This is a genomic window from Kitasatospora sp. NPDC058162, from assembly GCF_042884005.1.
Taxonomy (GTDB): domain Bacteria; phylum Actinomycetota; class Actinomycetes; order Streptomycetales; family Streptomycetaceae; genus Kitasatospora.
Map to the genome: position 1 here is coordinate 17,442 of NZ_JBHVUS010000028.1, position 23,625 is coordinate 41,066.

At 72.9% G+C, this 23,625-nt stretch carries 21 protein-coding genes; 11 read left to right on the forward strand and 10 right to left on the reverse strand.

The window, feature by feature from the left end; genetic code table 11:
- The first annotated feature begins 27 nt into the window (after positions 1–27).
- Both ACFVXG_RS34050 and ACFVXG_RS34055 read left to right on the forward strand, forming a co-directional pair.
- Positions 28–1,116 (forward strand): lactonase family protein, encoded by a 1,089-nt coding sequence (locus ACFVXG_RS34050; protein WP_387933189.1) that lies wholly within the window; start codon positions 28–30, stop codon positions 1,114–1,116.
- A gap of 342 nt (positions 1,117–1,458) precedes the next feature.
- A complete protein-coding gene (locus ACFVXG_RS34055; protein ID WP_387933191.1) occupies positions 1,459–2,721 on the forward strand; it encodes a hypothetical protein in 1,263 nt (420 codons plus the stop codon).
- A 52-nt stretch (positions 2,722–2,773) separates the two neighbouring features.
- On the opposite strand, the gene ACFVXG_RS34060 is transcribed toward ACFVXG_RS34055, so the two are convergent.
- Positions 2,774–3,682, reverse strand: coding sequence for a LysR substrate-binding domain-containing protein (locus ACFVXG_RS34060; protein WP_387933193.1), 909 nt, complete (start codon positions 3,680–3,682; stop codon positions 2,774–2,776).
- Positions 3,683–3,962: 280 nt separating this feature from the next.
- Here ACFVXG_RS34060 and ACFVXG_RS34065 point away from each other — a divergent pair, with 280 nt between their 5' ends.
- From ACFVXG_RS34065 to aspA, 5 genes are all read left to right on the forward strand, one after another.
- Entirely contained in the window at positions 3,963–4,751 is a 789-nt protein-coding gene (locus ACFVXG_RS34065) for a gamma-glutamyl-gamma-aminobutyrate hydrolase family protein (protein ID WP_387933195.1), read from the forward strand.
- Positions 4,752–4,837: 86 nt separating this feature from the next.
- Positions 4,838–5,515: a FadR/GntR family transcriptional regulator gene (locus tag ACFVXG_RS34070; protein WP_387933308.1), complete on the forward strand. Its 678-nt coding sequence runs from the start codon at positions 4,838–4,840 to the stop codon at positions 5,513–5,515.
- Entirely contained in the window at positions 5,512–6,969 is a 1,458-nt protein-coding gene (locus ACFVXG_RS34075; protein ID WP_387933197.1) for an amino acid permease, read from the forward strand. The genes ACFVXG_RS34070 and ACFVXG_RS34075 overlap by 4 nt, the downstream gene beginning before the upstream one ends.
- Before the next feature lie 104 nt (positions 6,970–7,073).
- Positions 7,074–8,132, forward strand: a complete 1,059-nt coding sequence (locus tag ACFVXG_RS34080; RefSeq protein WP_387933199.1) for an asparaginase — start codon at positions 7,074–7,076, stop codon at positions 8,130–8,132.
- A 64-nt stretch (positions 8,133–8,196) separates the two neighbouring features.
- A complete protein-coding gene (gene aspA / locus ACFVXG_RS34085) occupies positions 8,197–9,606 on the forward strand; it encodes an aspartate ammonia-lyase (RefSeq protein WP_387933201.1) in 1,410 nt (469 codons plus the stop codon).
- A gap of 78 nt (positions 9,607–9,684) precedes the next feature.
- On the opposite strand, the gene ACFVXG_RS34090 is transcribed toward aspA, so the two are convergent.
- The 5 genes from ACFVXG_RS34090 to ACFVXG_RS34110 all read right to left on the reverse strand — a co-directional run bounded on the left by ACFVXG_RS34090 (position 9,685) and on the right by ACFVXG_RS34110 (position 14,567).
- The gene (locus tag ACFVXG_RS34090) at positions 9,685–11,148 is read right to left on the reverse strand and encodes a SulP family inorganic anion transporter (RefSeq protein ID WP_387933203.1); all 1,464 of its coding nucleotides are present in this window, start codon (positions 11,146–11,148) and stop codon (positions 9,685–9,687) included.
- Between the two features lie 59 nt (positions 11,149–11,207).
- Positions 11,208–11,798: a carbonic anhydrase gene (locus ACFVXG_RS34095; RefSeq protein WP_387933205.1), complete on the reverse strand. Its 591-nt coding sequence runs from the start codon at positions 11,796–11,798 to the stop codon at positions 11,208–11,210.
- Between the two features lie 216 nt (positions 11,799–12,014).
- On the reverse strand, positions 12,015–12,365 hold the full coding sequence (locus tag ACFVXG_RS34100; protein WP_387933207.1) for a hypothetical protein: 351 nt from the start codon (positions 12,363–12,365) through the stop codon (positions 12,015–12,017).
- Between the two features lie 271 nt (positions 12,366–12,636).
- Positions 12,637–14,295: a phosphoenolpyruvate--protein phosphotransferase gene (locus ACFVXG_RS34105; RefSeq protein WP_387933209.1), complete on the reverse strand. Its 1,659-nt coding sequence runs from the start codon at positions 14,293–14,295 to the stop codon at positions 12,637–12,639.
- Positions 14,292–14,567: an HPr family phosphocarrier protein gene (locus tag ACFVXG_RS34110; protein WP_350503014.1), complete on the reverse strand. Its 276-nt coding sequence runs from the start codon at positions 14,565–14,567 to the stop codon at positions 14,292–14,294. Before ACFVXG_RS34110 ends, ACFVXG_RS34105 begins: the two co-directional genes overlap by 4 nt.
- A 396-nt stretch (positions 14,568–14,963) precedes the next feature.
- Here ACFVXG_RS34110 and ACFVXG_RS34115 point away from each other — a divergent pair, with 396 nt between their 5' ends.
- The 3 genes from ACFVXG_RS34115 to ACFVXG_RS34125 all read left to right on the forward strand — a co-directional run bounded on the left by ACFVXG_RS34115 (position 14,964) and on the right by ACFVXG_RS34125 (position 18,815).
- On the forward strand, positions 14,964–15,725 hold the full coding sequence (locus tag ACFVXG_RS34115; RefSeq protein ID WP_387933212.1) for a DeoR/GlpR family DNA-binding transcription regulator: 762 nt from the start codon (positions 14,964–14,966) through the stop codon (positions 15,723–15,725).
- Entirely contained in the window at positions 15,722–16,681 is a 960-nt protein-coding gene (gene pfkB / locus ACFVXG_RS34120; protein ID WP_387933214.1) for a 1-phosphofructokinase, read from the forward strand. Before ACFVXG_RS34115 ends, pfkB begins: the two co-directional genes overlap by 4 nt.
- A gap of 106 nt (positions 16,682–16,787) precedes the next feature.
- Positions 16,788–18,815 carry a fructose-specific PTS transporter subunit EIIC gene (locus tag ACFVXG_RS34125; protein WP_387933215.1) on the forward strand — a complete coding sequence of 676 codons (2,028 nt, stop codon included), beginning with the start codon at positions 16,788–16,790 and terminating at the stop codon, positions 18,813–18,815.
- A 165-nt stretch (positions 18,816–18,980) separates the two neighbouring features.
- Here the strand turns inward: ACFVXG_RS34125 and ACFVXG_RS34130 are convergent, their stop codons facing one another.
- The 3 genes from ACFVXG_RS34130 to ACFVXG_RS34140 form a co-directional block, all read right to left on the reverse strand.
- A complete protein-coding gene (locus tag ACFVXG_RS34130; protein ID WP_387933217.1) occupies positions 18,981–19,763 on the reverse strand; it encodes a hypothetical protein in 783 nt (260 codons plus the stop codon).
- Positions 19,760–20,302: a SigE family RNA polymerase sigma factor gene (locus ACFVXG_RS34135; RefSeq protein ID WP_387933310.1), complete on the reverse strand. Its 543-nt coding sequence runs from the start codon at positions 20,300–20,302 to the stop codon at positions 19,760–19,762. Before ACFVXG_RS34135 ends, ACFVXG_RS34130 begins: the two co-directional genes overlap by 4 nt.
- A 128-nt stretch (positions 20,303–20,430) precedes the next feature.
- Positions 20,431–21,447: an expansin EXLX1 family cellulose-binding protein gene (locus ACFVXG_RS34140; protein ID WP_387933219.1), complete on the reverse strand. Its 1,017-nt coding sequence runs from the start codon at positions 21,445–21,447 to the stop codon at positions 20,431–20,433.
- Positions 21,448–21,726: 279 nt separating this feature from the next.
- On the opposite strand from ACFVXG_RS34140, the gene ACFVXG_RS34145 reads away from it, so the two are divergent.
- Complete coding sequence (locus tag ACFVXG_RS34145) at positions 21,727–22,089, forward strand: DUF1304 domain-containing protein (RefSeq protein ID WP_387933221.1); 363 nt, start codon at positions 21,727–21,729, stop codon at positions 22,087–22,089.
- Between the two features lie 297 nt (positions 22,090–22,386).
- On the opposite strand, the gene mmsB is transcribed toward ACFVXG_RS34145, so the two are convergent.
- Positions 22,387–23,622 carry a multiple monosaccharide ABC transporter permease gene (gene mmsB / locus ACFVXG_RS34150; protein WP_387933223.1) on the reverse strand — a complete coding sequence of 412 codons (1,236 nt, stop codon included), beginning with the start codon at positions 23,620–23,622 and terminating at the stop codon, positions 22,387–22,389.
- Between the last annotated feature and the right edge of the window lie 3 nt (positions 23,623–23,625).

Genomic DNA, 23,625 nt, shown 5'->3' on the forward strand with positions numbered 1-23,625 from the left:
CCCGGAGAGCAGAGAGTAGGCATCTTCGTGAACCATCCTCCGATCCCGTCGCCAGACGGACTGCTGGTCATCGGCAGCGCCGCCCCGGCCGACGCTCCCGGCGCGGGGCTGTGCACGGTCGGCTACGACGGCACCGGCGCCATGAGCCTCCTGCGCACGCTGCCGCTGGACCACCCCTCCTACGCGGCCGTCGATCCGACGCGCGCGGTCGTCCACGCCGTCCTGGAGCAAGCGGTCGGACGGGTCGTCTCCCTGCGGGTGGACTCCGGGGCCGGGGTCCAGGGGCCGCGCGCCGCTGCCGCCGCTGCCAGTGGTGGTGCGGGCCCCTGCCACATCGCGGTCCACCCCAGCGGGTCGCACGTCTTCGCGGCCCACTACGGCGACGGTGTCCTCTCGGTCCTCCCTGTCGGCGCCGACGGCACGGTCGCGGCCGCCGAGCCGGTGCAGATCATCCGGCACCCGGGCCGGGAGGCCTCCGGGGACCTGCTCACCGACCCGCACGCCCACATGGCGGCCCCCTCGCCGGACGGGCGGTTCCTGCTGTGCACCGATCTCGGCACCGACCGGGTGTACGTCTACGCCTTCGATCCGGACAACGGCCCGCTCAGCGCCCACCGGACGGTGCAACTGCCGCCGGGCAGGGGCCCCCGGCACCTCGTGTTCCACCCGTCGGTCAGGTACGCCCACGTCCTGAACGAACTCTCCTCCACCCTCACCGTCTGCGCCTGGGACGCGCTCTCCGGTCACCTCGAACCGGTCGCCGAGGTGGAGACCCGACAGGACCCGGGCGCGTCGAGCGCCAACTCCGCCGCCGCGGTCCGGCTGTCCGGGGACGGCCGCTTCCTCTACACGACCAACCGCGGTGACGACGCGATCTCGATCCACGCCGTCCGCGATGACGGCGCGTCCGTGGAACTGCTCACCACCGTTCCCTGCGGCGGGACTTGGCCGCGCGACATCGCGCTCACCCCGGACGGTCGGCTGCTCTTCTGCGCCAATCAGCGCTCCGACAGCGTCACGGCCTTCCACCGCGACCCGTCCACCGGCCACCTGAGTCCGGCGGGGGAGCCCCTGGCGATCGCCGAGCCCACGTCCGTCCTGCCGATCGGAGGCTGAGCGGAGGCTGAGCGGAGAAGAGGGGAGGCGTCCGGCACGAGGGTGTCGGGCGCCGACGTGCTGACGAGCCGTCGCCCGGGCTGCCCGTCTTGCTGTCTGACAGGTCGACGGGGCGATCCTGCGGGGTGCGGCGACGCGGTGTCAAGCCCAGTCCGCCACCTGCTCGTTGGCGAGGAGGTCGGGCTGCTGTGATCGCTGCGGTCTCGTCGAGTCCGGTCGTGTGCGGACTTGCGTGGGCGACAAGACCGCATGTGATCGGATTTGATCGGGATGGCCCTGGCAGGGCAGGCTCAGTGTCGTAAAGTGGCGGATCAGTCACGGTCCGGCACGGGAGGGAGCCGCATGTCCGGGACCGAGTACAGCAAGCCGACCGCGCACGTCGTGGTCGGTTACACCCCTCAGGAAGGCTTTGTCGCCGTCCAACTCAGCCCGCCCCCGGCGGAATACGTGTGGCACGACCGGCAGGCCGAGCACTACCAGGAGCGGTTCGGGCCGGGCAACGGCTATCAGCAGTGGCTGGCTGTCGACGCCGGCACGGGTGCCGTGTGGTTCGGAGACACCGACTGGCGAACGAAGGACGGGGATGCCGTCCCCCGGTTCCCGGGCCTCCGCCGAGCAGAACTGGGCGACGGCGCCCTGCCGTCCCCGGCGGTCTTCTCGCTCCCGCTCGCCCACCGGGCCGTCGACGAGCAGGGCGCTTGCACCTGGCGGTTCTTCACCGCGCAGGAGCTCTACGGACTGGCTCGGCGGATCCTGCCCGTGGTCCAGCGGGTGATCGGCTCGCTGCACCGCGTGGGCCCGACCGCGGACCTGGAATGGTCCGCCGAGGCTGCGACGGCCTGGACCGATCTCGAAGAGGCCTGCCGTTACGCGCTGGACGGGACGGGAGCGGTGGCCTGGGCCGGACCTCGCATGAGCCGGGTTCCCGGATGGCGGGTCGAGGTGGCGGACTTCCTCGCCCGGAATCCGGAGCTGTGCGACCCGGCTTGGGCGACGGCCACCGACGCCGAGCTGGACGCGTACGCCGCCTACGAGCCCGACTCCGGCTACGCCGGCGTGCCGGGACGGATGTGTGCTCCGGGGGGTGTCGGGATCGAGGAGGGATACACCTTCTACGGCCACCGCGCGGCCCTGTACGCCTATCGGGCGGCCGCCTGCGGGGACCGCACCCCGGTCGAGGCCCGGCTCTGGCTCGGGAGCAGCGACGCCGGGCGGAGCAGCTGGGAAGCCGCCAAGGTCGCAGGTGCGAGTCTCGCCGACGCCACCGACTGCGTGTTGGACCACCTCGCCGAGAAGTTCCGCGGCGCTGCGGCGGACGAGGGCGTGGTCCTCACCGGCCTGCCGGCCCACCTGCGGCAGCTGCGGGCCGAGGAGCGGGCGGCGGTGGACGAGACGCTCGCCGCCACCGGAGAGGAGTTGAAACGCCTGGAGGAGCTGCTCAAGGAGCTCCGACTGGTCCGGAACACCATCCTGACCCGGGTCCTCAGCTGGACCGACGGACGGGACGACGAGGCGATCGCCCTGCTGGCGGCGATGTCCCCCGGCGCAGTGGCCGAGTGGCGGGAGCGGCTCACGGCCGACCAGAGCGTCCAATCGGAGCGGTGAGCGGACCCGCAGGGCGCGGGTCCGCTCGCAGGGGTGGGACGTGGGGTGCGCCTCAGGACAGGGCGGCCAGCGCCTGTGCGGCGAGCATCTGCTCCAAGGCCAACAGGGCGCGCGGGGAGTGCCGGGTGTCGATGCGGACGGCGTAGATGAAGCGCGTCAGCTCCGGGTCGGCCAGGGGGCGCGCCACGACCCGGGTGCTACCGCGGGGGAGGGCCAGCTGGGGCATGACGGCGACGCACAGGCCGGCGGCCACGAAGCCGAGCACGGTGTTGAAGTCGTCGCCTTCGTAGTCCAGGCGGGCCTGGAAGCCCGGTGTCTTGGCCATCTGGGCGAGCAGTTCCAGGCGCAGCGCCGCCTCCGGGGCTGCTATCCACGTCTCGGAGGCGAGGGTCGCCAGGTCGATGACGTCCCGGTCGGCGAGGTGGTGGTCGGCCGGGACCACCGCCACGACCGGGTCCCGTGCGACCAGTGTCCGGCGCAGTGTCCGCGGCGCCGGCAGGGGGATGAAGTCGTAGTCGTAGCTGAGGGCCAGGTCCATGTCCCCGCGCTTGAGCCGGTTGTAGCTCGCGTCGGGTTCCAGCTGGGAGAGGCTGACCTGCACGTCGGGGTACGTCGTGTGGAGCTGTGCGAGCGCCTGCGGGACGATGCCGGTGGCGGCGGAGGCGAAGGCACCGAGCCGGATCCTTCCGGCCGTGCCCGCGCGTATGGCGTCGAGTTCCACGGACGCCGCCGCCAGCGCGCTCCGGACGCGCTGTTCGGCGTCGAGGAGGACCTCGCCGGCCGGTGTGGCGCGCACGGGTCGGCGCTCCAGCACTCTGAGGCCCGTGCGGCGTTCGAGTTCGGCGACCTGTTGCGAGACGGCGGGCGCGCTGTAGCCGAGCTCGCGTGCGGCGGCGTTGAAGGAGCCGTGGCGGACGACGGCTTCGAGGGTGGCGAGCAGGCGGGGGTCGAGGCTCTGCACGGAGTTAACGCTCACTTATCTGTCGCGAAGACGTCTTTTCTTGTACTTAAGGGTGAATGGCAGCAGGATTCTTGCTCGCGGCCCGGTACGCAAGTGCCGGATGCCTGAGTGTCCGCTCCCGGGTCCGCAGCGAACCCGTTCCCCCGTCGCCGGGCGCGTCCGTGCGCCCGTAGTGCCGTGCACCCCCTCCTCCGCAGTTCGTCCGTCCGCGCGTCGGTCGGGCGGTCTGCCGAGGAGACGGCCGTCGACGATCTGCTCCCAGGCCCTGAAAGGAAGTGGTATGCCCAAGCCGCTCGTCGGACTCACCACCTACCTCACCGACGCCCAGTGGGCGGAGTGGGAGTTGCCCGCGGTGCTCCTGCCTGCGGCGTACGCCAGCGCCGTGCAGGCCGCAGGCGCCCGTGCGGTCCTGCTGGCGCCGGATGCTCCCGAAGCCGCGGCCGACGTCGTCGCGCGGCTGGACGCGCTCGTCCTCGCCGGTGGCGAGGACCTCGATCCCGCGCTCTACGGAGCGGAACCGCACCCGTGCTCGGGTGCCCCGGTCCGGGAACGCGACCGGTGGGAGCTGGCCGTCCTGGCCGCCGGTCTCGCGCGGGACATCCCGGTGCTCGGGGTCTGCAGGGGAATGCAGTTGATGAACGTGCACGCGGGCGGGACATTGGTCCAGCACCTGCCCGACAGGGTGGGGCACGACGGTCACAACGTGCACCTCGGCCACTTCGGCTCGCATGCCGTCACCACCGTCCCGCGCACCCGGGTCGGGGCGCTCCTGCCGGGAACGAGGCAGGTCGCCACCCACCACCACCAGGCGGTGGGGCAGCTCGGGGCAGGTCTGGTCGTGGCCGCCCACGCCGCGGACGGCACGGTGGAGGCGGTGGAGAGCACCCGGCACCGCTTCGCCGTCGGCGTGCAGTGGCACCCGGAGATGGCCTTCGATTCGGCGGTGGTGTACGCCCTGGTGGCCGCCGCGCGGTCCGGTGCCGGCGCTCGTCCGGGCCGGGTGGGCGAACGGGGGGCACATGCCGTCCGGGAGACAGCGCTTGCCGTCCCGTCGGCGCTGACCCCTTGACACCGCTCGGTTGCAGCCCCCAGGATCAGCCCGTGAACCTGTCAGACAGCCAGACAGCAGGGTCGGCCCCCCGGCGCGTGAGCGCGATGGAAGCAGTGTTCGGCCACCTGCGCAGCGCCATCGAGCGCGGCGAGTACGTGGTGGGGGACAAGCTCCCCTCCGAAGCGGAGCTGTGCCGCACGTTGGAAGTCAGCCGGCCCGTGCTGCGAGAGGCGCTCCGGGCCCTTCAGGCGATGGGCCTGACGGTCTCGAAGACCGGCAAGGGAACCTTCGTCGTGGCGAACACGGTCGAGGACCCCACGTTCGGCGACTATGCGGCCAGCGACCTCCTGGAGGTGCGCCGGCACGTCGAGATCCCGGTCGCCGGGTACGCGGCGCTGCGCCGCACCCCGGAGGACCTCGACCATCTGGCCCACCTGCTCGACCGGATGGAGCGGGAGGCCGACACCACCGCGTGGGTCGCGCTGGACACCGTCTTCCACCTGGCGGTGGCCGAGGCCTCCCGAAACCCCGTCTTCCGCCGGGTCATCGAGGAGATCCGTGACGCACTGGCGCGTCAGTCGGCGTTCCTCAACGAGCTGGGCGATCGACGCGAGCAGTCCAACTGCGAGCACCGGGCGATCGTCGAGGCGCTGGTCGACGGTTCCGAGTCCGACGCGGTCGCGGCGATGTCGCACCACCTCCAGCGCGTCGAGGCGACCCTCACCGACATCGTGCGCCCCGGGCGCACGCACACCCCCACGGAAGGCAGAGCCGAGGCGTGAGCGAGCAGTTCCTCGAAGACGAGAAGCGCCCCACGACCCCCACCACCCCCACGACCCGGCACGTCGACGCCGGTGACGCCGGCTACAGCAAGTCCTTGCAGCCCCGGCACGTCAACATGATCGCCATCGGCGGTGCCATCGGCACCGGCCTGTTCCTCGGCGCGGGCGGGCGGCTCGCCGACGCCGGGCCCTCCCTGTTCGTCGCGTACGCCGTCTGCGGCGTCTTCGCCTTCCTCGTCGTGCGCGCGCTCGGCGAGCTCGTCCTGTACCGCCCGTCCTCGGGCGCCTTCGTCTCCTACGCCCGGGAGTTCCTGGGGGAGAAGGGCGCGTACACCGCGGGCTGGATGTACTTCCTCAACTGGGCGACCACCGGCATCGCCGACATCACCGCCGTCGCCACCTACACCCACTACTGGCACCTGTTCTCCGACATCCCGCAGTGGGTGATCGCGCTCATAGCCCTGGCTGTGGTGCTGACGGTGAACCTCATCTCGGTGCGGATCTTCGGTGAACTGGAGTTCTGGTTCGCCATCGTCAAGGTCGGCGCGCTGCTGGTCTTCATGGCCATCGCGATCTTCCTGCTGGTCACCCAGCACCCCGTCGACGGCGCTGTCCCCGGTCCGTCCCTGATCACCGACAACGGCGGGATCTTCCCCAACGGCCTGATGCCGATGCTGCTGATCATCCAGGGCGTCGTCTTCGCCTACGCCTCGGTGGAGCTCGTCGGCGTCACGGCCGGGGAGACCGAGAACCCCGAGAAGATCATGCCGAAGGCGATCAACTCGATCATGTGGCGGGTGGGCCTGTTCTACGTCGGCTCGGTCGTCCTGCTGTCGATGCTGTTGCCCTGGAACAGGTACAGCTCCGGCCAGAGCCCGTTCGTGACCGTGCTGTCCCACATCGGCGTCCCGGCGGCCGGCAGCGTGATGAACCTGGTCGTCCTGACTGCGGCCATGTCCTCGCTCAACTCCGGCCTCTACTCCACCGGCCGCATCCTGCGCTCCATGGCCGTGAGCGGCTCGGCCCCCCGGTTCACCGCCCGGATGAGCCGTACCCAGGTGCCGTACGGCGGCATCCTGCTCACCAGCGGCATGTGCGTGCTCGGTGTCGGCCTCAACTACGTCGTCCCCGCCGACGCGTTCGAGATCGTGCTGAACTTCGCGGCGATCGGCATCCTCGCCACCTGGGGCATGATCATGGTCTGCCACCTCCTCTTCTGGCGGAAGACCCGGTCCGGCGAGCTGACCCGGCCCGGCTACCGCCTGCCCGGCTCGCCGTGGACCGAGCTCGTGACGCTGGCCTTCCTGCTCTCCGTCCTGGTCCTCATGTACGCCGACGGCGGCGCCGGGCGCACCACCGTGCTGTGCCTGCCGCTGATCGCCGGGGTGCTGGTCGCGGGCTGGTTCGCGATCCGCGGCCGGGTCGCGCGCGTCGCCGCCGGGGCCGAGGACTGAACCCGCTGAATCCGCCGGCGGCCCGGGGAGGGATTCCACCCACCCGCCCCGGCTCCCTCCCCCCGCAGGCCGTCGGCACACCCACCACTGATCGAGGCAGTCTCATGTTCAGCAGTCCCCTCGCGGACGCGCCCGCGATCCACGAGCCCCGCCACGAGCCCGTCGCCCACGTGATCCGCGGCGACGTGGTCGAGGGCATCCACTACGGTTCCGTCGTCGTCCTCGGCGGCGGCAGCGACGGCAGCGACGGCCGCGACGGCGATGGCAATGGTGGCGGCGAGGTCCGGTTCCGGCTCGGCGACATCGAGGCCGCCTGCTACCCGCGCTCGGCCCTCAAACCGGTCCAGGCCGTCGCCATGGTGCGAGCGGGGCTGCCGCTCGACGGCGAACTGCTCGCCCTCGCGATGGGCAGCCACTCCGGCGAGGAGCGCCACCTCGCCGGGGCCCGGCGGATCCTGGAGCTCGCCGGCCTCTCCGAGGACGACCTGCGCAACGTCCCGGACCTGCCGTACGACCCGGCGGTCCGCGACACCTGGGTCCGGGCGGGCCGCCCGCCCTCCCGGCTCGCCCAGAACTGCTCGGGCAAGCACGCGGCGATGCTCTACCTCTGCAAGCTCAACGGCTGGCCACTGGCGGACTACGACGATCCCACCCACCCGCTCCAGCGGGTGATCGCCGGGGTGGTCGCGGAACTCACCGGTCAACGCATCGCGCGGGTCAGCGTCGACGGCTGCGGCACCCCGTTGTTCGCCGTCTCGCTGCACGGCCTCGCCCGCGCCGCCGCCCGCATCGCCACCGGCGGGCCCGGGACGCCCGAGTTCCGGGTGGCGGACGCGCTGCGCGCCCACCCGGAGATGGCCTCCGGCGCCGGACGGGACACGGCCGCGCTGATGCGCGCGGTGCCCGGGCTGCTGGCCAAGGACGGCTTCGAGGGCGTGCAGGTCGCCGCGCTGCCGGACGGCCGCGCCGTGGCCGTGAAGATCGCCGACGGGGCGAACCGGGCGCGCGTCCCGGTGACGGCGGCCGCGCTGGCCCTGGCGGGAGTCGAACCGCGGCTGCTCACCGGCTTCGAGGGCGAGCCGACGACCGGCGGTGGCCGGCCCGTCGGCGGCGTCCGGCCGGTGCCGGCGCTCGACCCGTCGGTCCTGCCCGCCCCCGTCTGACCTGCCCCACGTACGTCCGGAAGCTCCCCGGAAGAACCCCCGGAAGAACAGGACCACCCACCCCATGACCGCCGCCACCCGCAGCGAACACGACCTGCTCGGAGACCGCGACGTCCCCGCCGACGCCTACTGGGGCGTCCACACGCTGCGCGCCACCGAGAACTTCCCGATCACGGGCACGCCCATCTCCACCTACCCCCACCTGATCGACGCCCTCGCCGCCGTCAAGGAGGCCGCCGCCCTCGCCAACGAGGAACTCGGCCTGCTGGAGCCCGCGAAGGCCGCCGCGATCGTCGCCGCCTGCCGCGAGATCCGGGATGGCAAGCTGCACGAGCAGTTCGTCGTGGACGTCATCCAGGGCGGCGCCGGAACCTCGACCAACATGAACGCCAACGAGGTCGTCGCCAACCGGGCGCTGGAGCTGCTGGGACACGCCAAGGGGGAGTACCGGCACCTGCACCCCAACGAGCACGTCAACCTGGGCCAGTCCACCAACGACGTCTACCCGACGGCCGTCCGGATCGCGACCGTCTTCGCCGTGCGCGGCCTGCTGGACGCGATGGCCGTCCTCCAGGACGCCTTCGCCCGCAAGGCCGTCGAGTTCCGCGACGTCCTGAAGATGGGCCGCACCCAGCTGCAGGACGCGGTGCCGATGACGCTCGGGCAGGAGTTCTCGACCTTCGCGGTGATGCTCGACGAGGACCGCAGCCGGCTCGCGGAGGCCGTCCAGCTGATCCTGGAGATCAACCTCGGCGCCACCGCGATCGGCACCGGCCTCAACGCCCCCGCCGGGTACGCCGAGTCCGCCCGCCGCCACCTCGCCGAGCTCACCGGGCTGCCCCTCGTCACGGCGGCCAACCTGGTCGAGGCCACCCAGGACTGCGGGGCGTTCGTCCAGATGTCCGGGGTGCTCAAGCGGATCGCCGTCAAGCTCTCGAAGAGCTGCAACGACCTGCGGCTGCTCTCCTCGGGGCCGCGCGCCGGCCTCGGCGAGATCAACCTGCCGCCGGTGCAGGCCGGTTCGAGCATCATGCCCGGCAAGGTGAACCCGGTGATCCCCGAGGTCGTCAACCAGGTCGCCTTCGAGGTGATCGGCAACGACGTCGCCGTCACCATGGCCGCCGAGGCCGGGCAGCTCCAGCTCAACGCCTTCGAGCCGATCATCCTGCACTCGCTGTCGGAGTCGATCACCCACCTGCGCGCCGCCTGCCTCACCCTCGCCGAGCGGTGCGTGGTCGGCATCACCGCCAACACCGAGGTGCTGCGCGCGACCGTCGAGAACTCCATCGGCCTGGTGACCGCCCTCAACCCGCACATCGGGTACACGGCCGCCACCGACATCGCCAAGGAGGCCCTCGCCAGCGGTCGGGGCGTGGCCGAGCTGGTCCTGGAGAAGGGGCTGCTCCCGGCCGAGCGGCTCGCCGCCCTGCTGCGGCCCGAGGTGCTCGCGGGAAGCGGCGCTCCCGCGGTCTGACGGACGGCCCGGGAACGAGCCCGACGACGCGTCGCCGAACCGGGGTTCCGGTGCGGCGACGCGTCTCGTGGGGCCGGGTCAGGCCTGACCGGCCAGCGCCGGGATCAGCCGTACGGCCTCGGGCGCCCGGGCGTTGTGGCGCTCGGTCCAGGTGGTCAGTGCGGACTGGCAGGCGTGGTCGAGGTGGCGGAGCCCGGAGAGGTCCAGCTCCACGACGCGGTCGGCCGGCAGCGCTTCGAGGGTGTCCAGGAGCTTGGGCAGCCGGAGGAAGGTGGCGTTGCCCGTCAGCCGGACCCGGACGTGGCCGTCGGGCTGCTCCTCGGTGGCCACGTGCAGACGGGACGTCTCCCAGGCCGACTTGACGACCGACAGGCCCAGGCCGATCAGCACGCCCTCGAACATGTTGACCGTGACGATGGCCACGGCGGTGGCCGCGAGCACGAGCGCCTCCGCCCGGTGCTCGCGCCACAGCGGCCCGAACTGCTTGAACGGCAGGAGCTTGAACCCGGCGTGCACCAGCACCCCGGCGAGCGCGGCGACGGGGATGACGCCGAGCGCCGCCGGGAGCAGTGCGGCGAAGAGCAGCAGCCACACGCCGTGCAGCACGCGGGACGCCTTGGTCCGGGCGCCGGCCTGGACGTTGGCGGCGCTGCGGACGATGACCGCGGTCATCGGCAGGGCGCCGAGCGCGCCACAGAGCGCGTTGCCCGCGCCCTGCGCCATCAGCTCCTTGTCGTAGTCGGTGCGCGGTCCGTCGTGCAGCCGGTCGACGGCCGCCGCGCTGAACAGGCTCTCGGCCGAGGCGACCAGGGTGAAGGCCACGACGGTCACGAGCAGGGCCGGGGTGAGCTGGTCGAACACCCCGCTGCCGGGCGGCTGGACGGCGTCCAGCAGGCCCTTGACCTCGACCTTCTTCAGCGGGCGGTGGGGCAGCCAGGTGGCGGTGGTGGCGAGCAGCACGGCCACCAGCGCGCCCGGGACGACCCGCACCCTGGCGGGCAGCCGCTGCCACAGCACGATCACCGCGATGGTGCCGGCGCCGATCACGAAGGAGTAGCCGGCGGCGGGCGAGGAGACGAGCCGGGCGAGCAGGCCGGGAAGGCCGAGGAGCTTGTCGATCCCGCTCGCGGGCGCCGGCCGGTCGGCCATCGCGTAGAGCTGGCCGGCGATGATGACCAGGCCGATGCCGGCCAGCATGCCCTCGACCACGGCGACGGAGATCGCGCGGAACCAGCGGCCCCAGCGCAGTGCGCCCAGCAGCAGCTGGAGCAGGCCGGTGGCGGCGACCACCAGGCCGAGCGCGGGCAGGCCGAAGCGTTGCACGGTCTCGGCGACCAGGACGGTCAGCCCGGCTGCCGGGCCGCTGACCTGGAGGCTGCTGCCGGGGAGCAGGCCGGTGACCAGGCCGCCGACGATGCCGGTGATCAGGCCGAGTTCCGCCGGTACGCCCGAGGCGACGGCGACGCCGACGCACAGCGGGAGGGCGACCAGGAACACGACGAGCGAGGCGGTCAGGTCGTACTTGAGTGCGGGAAAGCGCATGGGAGCCCTCATCCGGGGGAGTTCGGGGGTGGTCGGCTCGGGGGTGGTCGGCCGCTGGGTCACAGCGGCAGGAAGACGTCGTTGCCGGGGCGGTGGGTGAGGACGGCGCCGGTGTGCACCTCGTAGAACCAGCCGTGCAGGCCGAGCCGGCCGCTCTCGACCCGGCGCGCGACGCTCGGGTGGGTGCGCAGCTTCGCCAACTGGTCCAGCACGTGGCGCTGTACCGGGGCGGCCAGGTCGTGGCTCGACTCCCCGACGGGCGTCAGCGCGGTGCCGTCGGCGAGCCAGTCGCGCACCGAGGGCACACCGGTGAGGTCCTCGCCCCGTACGACGGCGCCCACGGCGCCGCAGTGGGAGTGGCCGCAGACCACGATGTCGGCGACCCCGAGGACCTCGACCGCGTACTCGATGGTCGCGGCCTCGGCCGAGGGGGCGGACGGGCGGTGCGGCGGGACGATGTTGCCGGCGGTCCGCATCTCGAAGAGGTCCCCGGGCCGGGCGCCGGTGACGGCGGAGGGGATGATGCGGGAGTCGGAGCAGGTGATGAACAGTGCCTGCGGGTTCTGGCCCGCCGCCAGCCGCCCGTAGGCGTCGGCGTCCTGCGCGGCTCGGCTGCGGAAGGTGCGGGCGTGGTCGATGAATCCTTGCATGTCGGTGCCTCGGGCCCTTCGGAAGTCGTACGGGAACGGTGACTTCGGGGACCGTGCACGCTCGCTCGGTACGGGGGCAGCGCGGAGCGCGACGGCGGTGGCGGCAGGCGGGAGCACTGCCGTGGGCCGTCGTGGGCTGCCGGGATGTGGGGGCGGTGGGTCACCCGTCGGGGGTGTCGCCACCGTTGCTGAGCGTGCGTGCGCGGTCGGCAACGATCAGCAGCGGAACACCTGGAGGACGGCCGCTCCGGGCTGTCTGCGCGCCCCGTGCCGAGGGGCGGGGGCGCGGGTCGGCGACGGGTCGCCGTCGTCGGCGGCCTCGTCGGTCAGGGCCGGGTGCAACTCCCTCTGGTGCGGCGGTGCTTCGATGTTCCGGTGGCGCGTCCAGCCGAGGCCGGTCGGGCACTTGGGGGCCACCACCTCCTCGACGAGCTTCGCCTCCGCGGCCACCCGGGGGCAGCGCTCCTCGCGGGTGAGGGCGGAGGCGGACTGGGACAGCACCAGCAGGCCCAGCGCGGCCACGAGGGCCACGGCCGCGGCGCCGATCACCCTCCTGACCAAGGACATTGCCGTTCCTTTCCCCGCCCATGGGACTGTCTGGGGGATTTGTTGAACCGTTGTCAATTCTGACGGCTGCGGGCGGGGTCGAGTTCCGGTTTGTCGTGAACGGTCCGTGAATCAGTTCGGCCGACTGGTGACGGTCCATGAACTGGCGGGGCGGAATGCGGGCGACCGGTGAACCGTTTGCGGTGTGAGCGTTAACAAGTGCGAATCCGCAGGTCCTCCGCTCTCCACTCGGCGCCGGGTGCGCTCCCACCCGGCGCCGAGCAGCAGCGGTTCAGCGTCCGGACATCGCCGACCGGACCCTGCCACGCGCGGTGTCGGCATCGTCCGCGAGCAGCGCCAGCTCGGCGAGTTCACGGCACTGCGCGAGGGAGTGGGCGGCCAACGCCGCCCGCAGCTCGGGGAGCGCGGCGGGCGCGGCGGACAGGCTGGTGATCCCGAGGCCGACCAGGACCAGGGCGAGTGCCGGGTCGGCGGCGGCCTCGCCGCAGACGCCGATCGGACGGCCGTGCTCGGCCGCCGAGGCGGCGGCGGTGGCGACCAGTTCGAGCAGCGCGGGCTGCCACGGGTCGAGCAGCTCGGCGAGGGCGCCGAGCGTCCGGTCGGCCGCGAAGGCGTACTGGGCCAGGTCGTTGGTGCCCACGCTGAAGAAGTCGCAGGACCCGGCCAGCCGGTCGGTCCGCAGGGCGGCCGCCGGGACCTCGATCATCGCGCCGGCCGTCGGCAGGCCGTGCGCGCGGACCCGGGCGGCGAACTCGGCGGCCTCGCGCGGGATCGACACCATCGGGGCCATCACCCAGACCTGCGCGCTGCTGTCCCGCGCGGCCTCGGCGATCGCGGCGAGCTGGGTCTCCAGCAGGTGCGGATCGCGGGCGGCCGTCCGCAGACCGCGGACGCCCAGGGCGGGGTTCTCCTCGTCGGCGGAGGTGGCGAAGGGCAGCGGTTTGTCCGCACCCGCGTCCAGGGTGCGGACGACCACCCGGCGGCCGGCGAAGGCCGCGAAGACCTGCCGGTAGGCGGCGGCCTGCTCGGCGCGGCCCGGCGCCTCGGCGCGGTCCAGGAAGAGGAACTCGGTACGGAACAGGCCCACCCCCTCGGCGTCGACGGCGGCCGCGCCGGCCAGCTCGTGCGGCGCGCCGAGGTTGACCAGCAGCGCGACCGGGTGGCCGTCCGCCGTCCGGCCCGGCCCCCGGAATCCGGCCAGCCGCTCGCGGTGCCGGCGCTCGCGCGTGGCGGCCCGCTCGACGGCTTCCGGACTCGGGTCGGGCTCGACCACGCCGTCCGCGCCGTGCACCAGGACATGACGGCCGTCCGCCAACCCCACGGCGTCGGCACAGCCGACCACGGCGGGCACGCCGAGCGCCTTGGCGAGGATGGCCGTGTGGCTGGTCGGTCCGCCGCGGACGGTGACCAGGGCCAGCACCCGTTCGGGGTCGAGCAGCGCGGTGTCGGCCGGTGCCAGGTCGTCGGCGACCAGGACGTACGGGTGCCCGGGGTCGGGCAGGCCGGGCGCGGGCAGGCCGAGCAGGCGGGCCACCGCGCGGTCGCGCAGGTCGTCCAGGTCGGGGGCGCGTTCCGCGAAGTAGCCGCCGGCGGCGGCCAGGACGGCGCGGAAGCCGTCGAAGGCGGCGCCGAGCGCGTGGGCGCCGTCGGTGCCCTGTTCGGCGAGTTCGGCGGCCCGGTCGGCGAGGACCGGGTCGGCGGCCATCATGGCCTGGGCCGCGAGCACCTCGGCGCCGGTGCCGCTCGCCCGGGCGGCGCGCTCCTCCAGGTCGGTGACGACCGCGCCGAGGGCGGCTCGGACCGCGGTGGCCTCGGCCGCCGGGTCGAGGACCGCCCTCGGTGCGGGCAGCGGGGCCGCGGGAGCCATCCGGGCGACCGGGCCCGCCGCGCAGCCGGTGCCGACACCGATCCCGCGGATCGGGACGGTCATGCCGCTGCGTCGAGGTCGGAGGCGAGCAGCTGGGCGAGTGCCTGGAGCGCGTCCTCGGCGCCGTCGCCGGAGGCGGTGAGCTCCAGGACCTCGCCGGAGCGGGCGGCCAGGGCGAGGACGGACAGCAGGCTCCGGGCGTCGACCGGGGCCTGGCCCGGGCGGCCGACGGTGACCTTGACCGGCTGTCGGGCGGCGGCGGCCTGGACGAACAGCGAGGCGGGGCGGGCGTGCAGACCGCTGCTGGAGCCGACGGTGACCTGGGTCGAGTGCATGGGAGTCCTTGAGGGAGAGGGATCGGAGGGGGAGTCGAGTCGAGCGCCGACCCCGGTGGGAGCCGGGTCGGCGGGAGGGTGGGGCACGGTGGCCCGCGCGGAGGGTGCGGCGCGGGCCACCGTGGTGGGTGCCTGGCCCGCGCGGTACGGGGGCGGTCGCGGGGACCAGGCAGTCTGTGGTTTCACGCCCGTTAAGGCGTTGTTTCGGTTGGTTCTACGCCCGATCGTGCGGGGATGTCAACACATTCGGGCATCTGCCCACGGAGTGGACGAGAACTGGGCGAGCAGTGGGCGAGGACTGGACGGGAGGCGGAGCAGCCTCTTGCATTTCCGTCCGAAGCGCGTATGGTCGGGCTTCACCAGGCGTAAACGGACATGAAACGGACCCATTCCCACATGTACGCACCCGAACGGCAGCAACAGATCCTCCACCTCGCCCAGGAACAGGGCCGGGTGGACGTGCCGACGCTGGCCGAGGACTTCGGCGTCACCCAGGAGACCATCCGGCGTGACCTGAGCGCCTTGGACAAGGCCGGCCTGCTGCACCGGGTGCACGGCGGCGCACTGCCCGTCGGCGCCCTGCACCTGGAACCCGGCCTGGCCGAACGGGACTCCCGGGCCGCGGCCGAGAAGGAGCGCATCGCCAAGGCGGCGCTGGCCCTGCTGCCCGACGAGGGCAGCGTGATCCTGGACGCCGGGACGACCGTCTCCCGACTGGCCGGACTGCTGCCCCTGGACTGCGCCCTCACCGTCGTCACCAACGCCCTCCCGGTCGCGGCCCGGCTGGCCGACCACCCCTCGCTCGCCCTCCACCTCGTCGGCGGCCGGCTGCGCCACCGCACCCAGGCGGCCGTCGACGCCTGGGCGCTGCGCGACCTGGCCGACATCCACGCGGACGTCGCGGTGGTCGCCACCAACGGCTTCTCCCCGGAGGGCGGGCTGTCGACACCGGACCTCGCCGAGGCCGCCGTCAAGCGGGCCATGCTCGCCGGTGCGCGACGCGTCGTCCTGGTGGCCGACTCCTCCAAGTACGGCGCCCGCCACTTCGCCCGGTTCGGCTCGCTGGACCAGGTCGACGTCCTGGTCACGGACACCGGACTGACCGACGAGGAGGCCGCCCAGATCGAGAACCACGGACCGGAAGTCATCCGCGCATGATCGTCACCATCACCCCCAACCCCAGCCTCGACCGCACCTACGAGCTGGCAACGCTCACACCGGGCGAGGTCAACCGAGCCGAGCACGACCGGCTCGACCCCGGCGGCAAGGGCGTCAACGTCTCCCGCGCGCTCACCGCCGCGGGCCACCGCACCACCGCCGTGCTGCCGCTGGGCGGCCTCTCCGGCGGACTGCTCTCCGACCTGCTGCGCCGCCAGGGCATCGACGTCGCGGCGGTCACCATCGCCGGCGACACCCGGATCAACGTCTCGATCGCCGAGGACGGCGGCGGCCTCACCAAGATCAACGCGGTGGGCCCCGAGCTCAGCGCCGCCGAGTCGGCCGCGCTGCTGGCCCTGGTCCGCGACACCCAGCAGACCGGCCGGGGCACCAGCGGCGGCGTCGACTGGCTGGCCTGCTGCGGCAGCCTGCCGCGCGGCCTCCGGCCCGGCTGGTACGCGGAGTTGGTCGCCCAGGTGCACTCGGGCGGCGCCCGGATCGCCCTGGACACCTCCGGCCCCGCCCTGCTCGCCGCGCTCTCGGCCCGCCCCGACGTGGTCAAGCCCAACCGGGAGGAACTCGCCGAGGCCGTGGGCCGCCCGGTCGCCACCGTCGGCGACGCCGTGTACGCGGCCGGGGAACTGCGCGAGCGCGGCGCCCAGCAGGTCCTGGCCAGCCTCGGTGCGGACGGGATGCTGCTGATCGCCGAGGAGGGCAGCTGGTACGGCAGCGCACCGGTCGCCGCCGTCCGCAGCGACGTGGGAGCGGGCGACGCCTCGCTCGCGGGCTTCCTCGGAGCCGGTGGCACCGGCCCCGAGGCACTGGCGGCGGCCCTGGCGCACGGCGCCGCCGCCGTACAACTGCCGGGGAGCGTCATGCCGACCCCGGCCGATCTGGACCCGGCCGCCGTGGTCGTGACGGCGGACATCCCGCTCGAACGACCGCTGCGCGGTTGAGAACGGCCTCCTGCCGGAGGCACCCCGCCCGACCGTGTGGGACGGAACGGCGACCAATCCCGGGGGCAAGGGAACACTGTCAGGCACCAGTCGAAGGATCGACACGATGAGCGACACCAGCGGACTGATCACACCCGCACTCGTTGATCTCCACCTCGCCCCCGCGGACAAGAGCGAGGCTCTGCGCTCCCTCGCCCAACGGCTGGTCGCCGAGGGCCGGGTGACCGACCTCGACGGCTTCCTCGCCGACGTGGCCGCCCGCGAGGCCCAGGCGCCGACCGGGATGGGGGACGGGATCGGCATCCCGCACTGCAGATCACCCCACGTGACCCGGCCGAGCCTGGCCTTCGGCCGCAGGACCAGGGGCGTGGACTTCGACGCCCCGGACGGCCGGCCCGCCGACCTGATCTTCATGATCGCGGCACCGGCCGGTGCGGACGACACCCACCTGCAGATCCTCGCCGCGCTGGCCGGACGGCTGATGGACCCCGCGTTCACCGGCGCGCTGCGCGAGGCCGAGAGCCCGGCCGCGGTCGCGGCCCTGGTCAACGGGGAGGAGGCACCGGCGGCCGCTCCCGTGGCGGCTGCCGCTCCTGAGCCGGACCCGGCCGCTGCTTCGGAGACGGCCACCGCTTCGGAGGCGGACGTCGCCGAAGGCGGGCTGCGGCTGGTCGCGGTGACCTCCTGCCCGACCGGCATCGCCCACACCTACATGGCCGCCAAGGCCCTCGAACTGGCCGCCGCCCGGGCGGGCGTCCACATCCAGGTCGAGACCCAGGGGTCGGCCGGGGTGACGGTGCTGGCCCCCGAGGTGATCGCGGCCGCCGACGCGGTGATCTTCGCCCATGACGTCGAGGTCCGGGACCGTGCCCGGTTCGTCGGCAAGCCGACCGTCGATGTGGGCGTGAAGGCCGGCGTCAACCGCGCCGACGACCTGATCGCGCAGGCGGCCGGGTTGGTCGCCGAGGCCGGCACCGGATCGAGTGCCGCCCCGGTCACCGCGGCGAGCGCGCCGACGGGCGAGCACTGGGCCCAGCGACTGCGCAAGTACCTGATGACGGGCGTCAGTTACATGATCCCGTTCGTCGCGGCGGGCGGTCTGCTGATCGCCCTCGCCTTCGCCATCGGCGGGTACCGGATCGCCTCCGCGCCGTCCGTGCTGGGCCACTTCGACTGGACCTCCTCGCACAGCTGGGCGGCGATGCTGTTCCAGACCGGCAAGGCCTCCTTCGGCTTCCTGGTCCCGATCCTCTCCGGGTACATCGCCTGGGCGATCGCGGACCGGGCGGCACTGGCGGCCGGCATCGCGGGCGGTGCCATCTCGGTGGCGGTCGGTGCGGGCTTCCTCGGCGGCATCGTCTCGGGCCTGGCCGCGGGCTTCCTGGTGCTGTGGATGATCCGCTGGAACGTGCCGAAGGCGGTCCGCGGCATCATGCCGGTGGTTGTGATCCCGCTGCTGTCGGTGGCGGCGGTCGGCTTCCTGATGTTCGTGCTGGTCGGCTCGCCGATCGCCTCGGCGATGAGCGGCCTGACGGACTGGCTGAACGGCCTCTCCGGCTCCAACGCGATCCTGCTCGGCGTGCTGCTCGGCGCGATGATGGCCTTCGACATGGGCGGTCCGCTCAACAAGGTCGCCTACACCTTCGCGGCCGGTGCGCTCACCACCGCGGGCGCCACCCCGGACGCCGGCAGCCTCAAGGTGATGGCCGCGGTGATGGCCGCCGGCATGACCCCGCCGCTGGGCATGGCCCTGGCCACCGTCGTCCGGCGCAGGCTGTTCACCCCTGAGGAGCGGGAGAACGGCAAGGCGGCCTGGGTGCTCGGCGCCTCGTTCATCACCGAGGGCGCGATCCCGTTCGCGGCGGCGGACCCGCTGCGGGTCATCCCGGCGAACATCGTCGGCAGCATGACGGCCGGTGGCCTGGTGATGGCCTTCGGCTCCACCCTGCGCGCCCCGCACGGCGGGATCTGGGTGCTGCCGCTGATCGGCAGTCCGTTCCTCTACCTGCTCGCGGTCGTGGCGGGCACGGTGGTCACCACGGCGGTGGTGGTCCTGCTCAAGGGGATGCGGAGGGAGGCCGCCCCGGCGGCTCCGGGATCCCCGGTCGACGAGAAGGCGCTGGTCGGCGCCTGATCCGACGGCCCGCAAAGGTTCAGGGCGCCCGCTCCGACGAGCGGGCGCCCTGGTCGTGTCCGGGGTGGCGGGTTGCCGTGCGGGCCCGTCTTCGAACTCCAGCCCCGCAAGAGGGAGTTCGAGGACGGGCCCGTGATGGCGGGCCGGCCTCTCCGGGCCGGCCCCTCACCGGGCCGGGGTGAAGCCTCCCCAGACGGACGCGGTGCCGCCCGTCGACTGGGCCTCGACGCGGTAGCCGTCGCCGCCGGCCGCGCGCACGCCGGTGGCGTGGTTGTACTGGCTCGCGAACTCGTGCTCTCCCGCCGGTACCGTGCGGCCCGGCTTGAGGACCCAGCGGTAGACCAGGGCGCCGCCGGACTCCTGGACGGTGACGGTGAAGTCGTCGACCGGCAGGGTCCGCCAGTTGCCGGTGTCCCGGACGCCGCCGGTCTGGGCGACGCGCAGTTCCACGGTGAGCGAGGTGAGCGGCTGGGTGGTCCTGAGGAGGAGGTTGTCCTGGCCCCAGTAGACAGTGCTGTGCGGGTCGATCGATCCCTCCGACCAGAGCGACCCGTTCTGGGCCCGGCTGCCGGCCGACGGGGTCGGATGCGGGCTGGTCGGGGCGGCGGTGGCAGGGGCGGGGACCGGTGCCGGGGCGGTGGTGACCGGGGGCGCCGACCGGGTCGGCGTCGGTGTGGCCGTGGGGGAGGGGGCGGCCGGAGCGGTGGTGGGTTCCGACGGCGGCGGAGCCTGGGCGATTCCCGCCACGGCGAGACCGCCGGTGGCCAGGATGCCGGCGGCGGCCAGGCCGGCGATCGCGGCCTTGGGCCATGACCTCAGGCCCGAGCGCGTGCGGTGACGGGGTGCTGGACCGGCCGCGCCGCGCTGGACGCGGGCCAGCATCCTCGCACGGTCGGGTCGGTAAGCCTCGGCGGCTTCGCGCAGCTGCTGGGTGATGTGCTCGTTCACCGGTTCCTCCTTCCTGCCACCAGTTCGCCGACGGCTTCTGCACCGAGGGCGCGTTGCAACTCGGCCATTCCCTTCGAGGTCTGACTCTTCACCGTACCGACCGATATGCCGAGCGCCGCCGCGGTGTCCTTCTCCGACAGGTCGAAGGCGTGGCGCAGCACCACACAGGCCCGTTTGCGGAACGGTAGCCGGTCGAGCGCTTCGCGGACGTCGAGCACGGCCGCGACATCGGGTCCTGAGGTCTTCTCCGGGCTGCGGGACCAGAACAGCAGGACGCGCCGCCGCTCGCGGATCGCGCTGCGGATCCGGGCCCGGGCCATGTTGGCGACCACCCCGCGGGCGTAGGCCAGCGGGTGTTCGGCAGCGCGGAGCCGGTCCCAGCGTTGCCACAGCGCGATCAGCGCGTCTGCGGCGATGTCGTCGGCCGCGTCCGTCTCGCCGGTCAAGAGGTGGGCGAGACGGGCGAGTTCGGCGTAGTGGCGTTCGAAGAAGTCGTGGAACTCCACGGACGCATCATTGAACGCATCATCGAGGAGCATGCCCCCTGATCGCCCTCTCCCTGCAATGTGATCGTTAACAAGCGGCATGAGCCTAGCAGCGCCCTCCTCCGGGGCGGGCTGGTGGTCGCCCCGGCCGGCGACCACCCGCCGCCGGGCGAGCAGCGTGGTCAATGCCGGGCGAACTGGACGCGGGTCGGCTGGACGACGTCCGGTTTCACCGCGATCCCGTCAACGGTCAGTTGCTCCCCGTAGATGTCGGTGACCCTGAGCGATCCGCCGCATCCGCTGCCGTCGGGGGAGAGGAAGTAGTTGTAGTCGGTGCGGGTCAGCTGCCGCCAGCTGCCTCCGGCCTGGACCTCCAGAGCCGCCACCGGGTTCCGGTGCCCGATCACCTGGATCCCGCACCACCACTGCGAGGACCCGGGCTTGTACCGGATCGACATCGTGCCGGGCGCCGTGCCCGGGCTCAGCAGGCTCCAGGTGATCGGAAGGCGGCCCACCGAGAGGTCCGCGAGCTTGCCGAAGGCCTGGTGGCTCAGGTCGAGCTGCCCGGGTGCGCAGGGCAGCGGGCACTCGTTGACGATCCGCACCGTGACGCTCGCCCCGTTGGCGGCGCGGACCAGCACGGACGCCCCGCACGCCCTGGACCTCTCGTAGTCGGTGAAGTTCATCGCCGCGACCATCATGTCGTCGGAGGGCCCGAACGAGCAGGCGCCGTTGCCGTCGGCGGCGTCGTAGGAGGTCGCGACGCCCTGGTAGCCCGTCCCGGGCTTGATCCGCCCGGCCAGGGACGCCGTGGCCGGGGACGCCGGGGCCGGGGCGCTGCGGGCACTGCCGGTGGCGGCCGAGGGGGGCGGGGAGGCGGGGGGGCCCGACGGCTTCGGCGTGGAGGTGGTGGCCGACGGTGAGGGGGTCGCGGTGGCCGAGGGCGGAGGGGTGGCGGCCGACGGCGGTGCCGTCGCGGGCGTGGGATCCCCGGCCGGGGCGTCGGGCTGGGTGCTGGGCCGGGTGGCGGTCCCGGAAGCGGCGGCCGGCTCGGCGGAGGCGCCGCCGCCCCCGCTGCCCGGCAGCAGTGCGAAGGCCAGGAGGGCCAGCACGCCGATCGCCACCAGCGCCAAGGGTATGCCCAGGATCAGCCGACGCCCGCGGTTCCACTGTGGGGCGGCGTGCCTCGTTGCCTTCATTCCGGTCCGTTTCGGTGGGTCGGTTCGACGTTGCGCTGACCAGTGGTCGCCGGAGACGGAAAGGTTGCCGTTCCGGTGCAGGTTTTTTTCGGGGCGCCGTGGGCGTTCCACCCTCGGTGTCACCCGTCAGTTGCCGCCGGTGCGGAAGAGGTTGCCGCGCGGTCGGGAATTCTTCGGACCGCGTCCGGGCTTGACGGTTGCGCAGGGGCCTGAACAAAATGCCGGTCCACGCATCACATGCACCTGATCGCGCCCACTCCTACGCGTACTATGCCCGCTATGTCCACAGTTGCCGTGATTGCGGTTGTCGCGCTGGCCCTCCTGCACGTCTACATCCTGGTCCTGGAGATGTTCCTCTGGACCACTCCCCGGGCCCGGGCCTCCTTCGGGACCACCGAGCAGTTCGCGGTCTCGACCAAGGCGATGGCCGCCAACCAGGGCCTGTACAACGGCTTCCTGGCGGCCGGTCTGCTCTGGGGCGCGTTCGCCTCCGACCCGGTCGGCTTCCAGGTGCGGGTCTTCTTCGCCTCCTGCGTGGCCGTCGCCGGCATCTTCGGCGCCGTGACCTCCTCCCGGAAGATCCTCTTCGTGCAGACCGTGCCGGCCCTGGTCGTGCTCGTCCTGGTGCTGCTGGCTCACTGACCCCGGAATCGCCCGCTGAGGGGTGCCTCTCTCCCGAGGGGCACCCCTCTCCCGGTCGTGCGCCCGGACGGCCATCGGCAGCCGGTGGCGCGGCAGGCCGTCGGGTGTGGCGGCTGGTGGCGGGGATGCGCAGTCCGGGAGCGGCGGCCGACAGCGGGGTGGCCGGCCCGGCGCAGGAGTCGATGAGGTGCTCGCAGTTTCCTGCCGAATTCCTGCCAGGTCACGGACACGTGGCAGGGCGGGCGCGGTGTGGAGAACACCGCGCCCGCCCTGCGGCCTACGAGCCCCCGGCCAGGGTCAGGAACCGGCCTTGCGCTTGTTGTAGACGTCGAACCCGACGGCTGCGAGCAGCACCAGTCCCTTGATCACCTGCTGGTAGTCGGTGCCGACACCGACCAGCGACATGCCGTTGTTCAGCACGCCGAGCACCAGGCCGCCGATGATCGCGCCCATGACGGTGCCGACACCGCCGCTGGCGGAGGCACCGCCGATGAAGGCGGCGGCGATCGCCTCCAACTCGAAGTTGATGCCGGCCTGCGGGGTGCCGGCGTTGAGCCGCGCCGCGAAGACCAGCCCGGCGAGCGCCGCGAGCACGCCCATGTTGACGAAGGCGAGGAAGACGACCCGCTTGCTCTTCACCCCGGACAGCTTGGCCGCGGCCTCGTTGCCACCGATGGCGTAGGTGTGCCGGCCGATGATCGAGTTGCGCATCAGGTAGCCGAAGCCGACCAGCAGGGCGCCGAGGATCAGCAGGACGATCGGCACGCCGTGGTAGCTGGCCAGCAGCAGGGTGAACACCAGCACGGCCGCCGTGATCACGGCGAGCTTGGCCAGGAACAGCCCGAGCGGGAGCACCTCCAGCCCGTACGAGGCGGTCTGCCGCCGGCCGCGCAGCTCCTGGACGACCGCCACGGCCAGCACCGCGAGACCGAGCAGCAGGGTGAGGTTGTGGTAGTTGGTGTGCGGGCCGACCTCGGGGAGGAAGCCGCTGCTGATGCTCTGGAAGCCCTTGGGGAACGGCGCCACCGACTGGCCCTGCAGCACGATCTGGGTGCCGCCGCGGAACAGCAGCATGCCTGCCAGGGTGACGATGAACGACGGGATGCCGAGGTAGGCGATCCAGAAGCCCTGCCAGGCGCCGGCGAGCGCGCCGATCACCAGCGCGATGAGCATCGCCACGGGCCACGATATGTGGTGCTCGACCATCATCACCGCGGCGGCGGCTCCGACGAAGGCGGCCAGTGAGCCGACCGACAGGTCGATGTGCCCGGCGATGATGACGATCATCATCCCGATCGCCAGGATGAGGATGTAACCGTTCTGCTGGATCAGGTTGGTGATGTTGAGCGGCTGGAGCAGGATGCCGTCGGTCCAGACCTGGAACAGCAGCACGATCAGCGCGAGGGCGACCAGCATGCCGTACTGGCGTACGTTGCCGCGCAGCGCGCTGGCCAGGGCGGCACCGATGGACGGGCTCGGGGCGGGCTCGGGCCCGTTCGGGGCGGAGTCCGGGATGATCTCGGTCTGGGCCATGCC

Coding starts and splice junctions, on each gene's coding strand:
- ACFVXG_RS34065 (WP_387933195.1), top strand. CDS start 3,963: ATGCCCAAGCCGCTCGTCGGACTCACCACCTACCTCACCGACGCCCAG.
- ACFVXG_RS34095 (WP_387933205.1), bottom strand. CDS start 11,798: ATGCAAGGATTCATCGACCACGCCCGCACCTTCCGCAGCCGAGCCGCG.
- ACFVXG_RS34145 (WP_387933221.1), top strand. CDS start 21,727: ATGTCCACAGTTGCCGTGATTGCGGTTGTCGCGCTGGCCCTCCTGCAC.
- ACFVXG_RS34140 (WP_387933219.1), bottom strand. CDS start 21,447: ATGAAGGCAACGAGGCACGCCGCCCCACAGTGGAACCGCGGGCGTCGG.
- ACFVXG_RS34125 (WP_387933215.1), top strand. CDS start 16,788: ATGAGCGACACCAGCGGACTGATCACACCCGCACTCGTTGATCTCCAC.
- ACFVXG_RS34055 (WP_387933191.1), top strand. CDS start 1,459: ATGTCCGGGACCGAGTACAGCAAGCCGACCGCGCACGTCGTGGTCGGT.
- mmsB (WP_387933223.1), bottom strand. CDS start 23,622: ATGGCCCAGACCGAGATCATCCCGGACTCCGCCCCGAACGGGCCCGAG.
- ACFVXG_RS34135 (WP_387933310.1), bottom strand. CDS start 20,302: ATGCTCCTCGATGATGCGTTCAATGATGCGTCCGTGGAGTTCCACGAC.
- ACFVXG_RS34100 (WP_387933207.1), bottom strand. CDS start 12,365: ATGTCCTTGGTCAGGAGGGTGATCGGCGCCGCGGCCGTGGCCCTCGTG.
- ACFVXG_RS34105 (WP_387933209.1), bottom strand. CDS start 14,295: ATGACCGTCCCGATCCGCGGGATCGGTGTCGGCACCGGCTGCGCGGCG.
- ACFVXG_RS34090 (WP_387933203.1), bottom strand. CDS start 11,148: ATGCGCTTTCCCGCACTCAAGTACGACCTGACCGCCTCGCTCGTCGTG.
- ACFVXG_RS34070 (WP_387933308.1), top strand. CDS start 4,838: ATGGAAGCAGTGTTCGGCCACCTGCGCAGCGCCATCGAGCGCGGCGAG.
- aspA (WP_387933201.1), top strand. CDS start 8,197: ATGACCGCCGCCACCCGCAGCGAACACGACCTGCTCGGAGACCGCGAC.
- ACFVXG_RS34080 (WP_387933199.1), top strand. CDS start 7,074: ATGTTCAGCAGTCCCCTCGCGGACGCGCCCGCGATCCACGAGCCCCGC.
- ACFVXG_RS34115 (WP_387933212.1), top strand. CDS start 14,964: ATGTACGCACCCGAACGGCAGCAACAGATCCTCCACCTCGCCCAGGAA.
- pfkB (WP_387933214.1), top strand. CDS start 15,722: ATGATCGTCACCATCACCCCCAACCCCAGCCTCGACCGCACCTACGAG.
- ACFVXG_RS34110 (WP_350503014.1), bottom strand. CDS start 14,567: ATGCACTCGACCCAGGTCACCGTCGGCTCCAGCAGCGGTCTGCACGCC.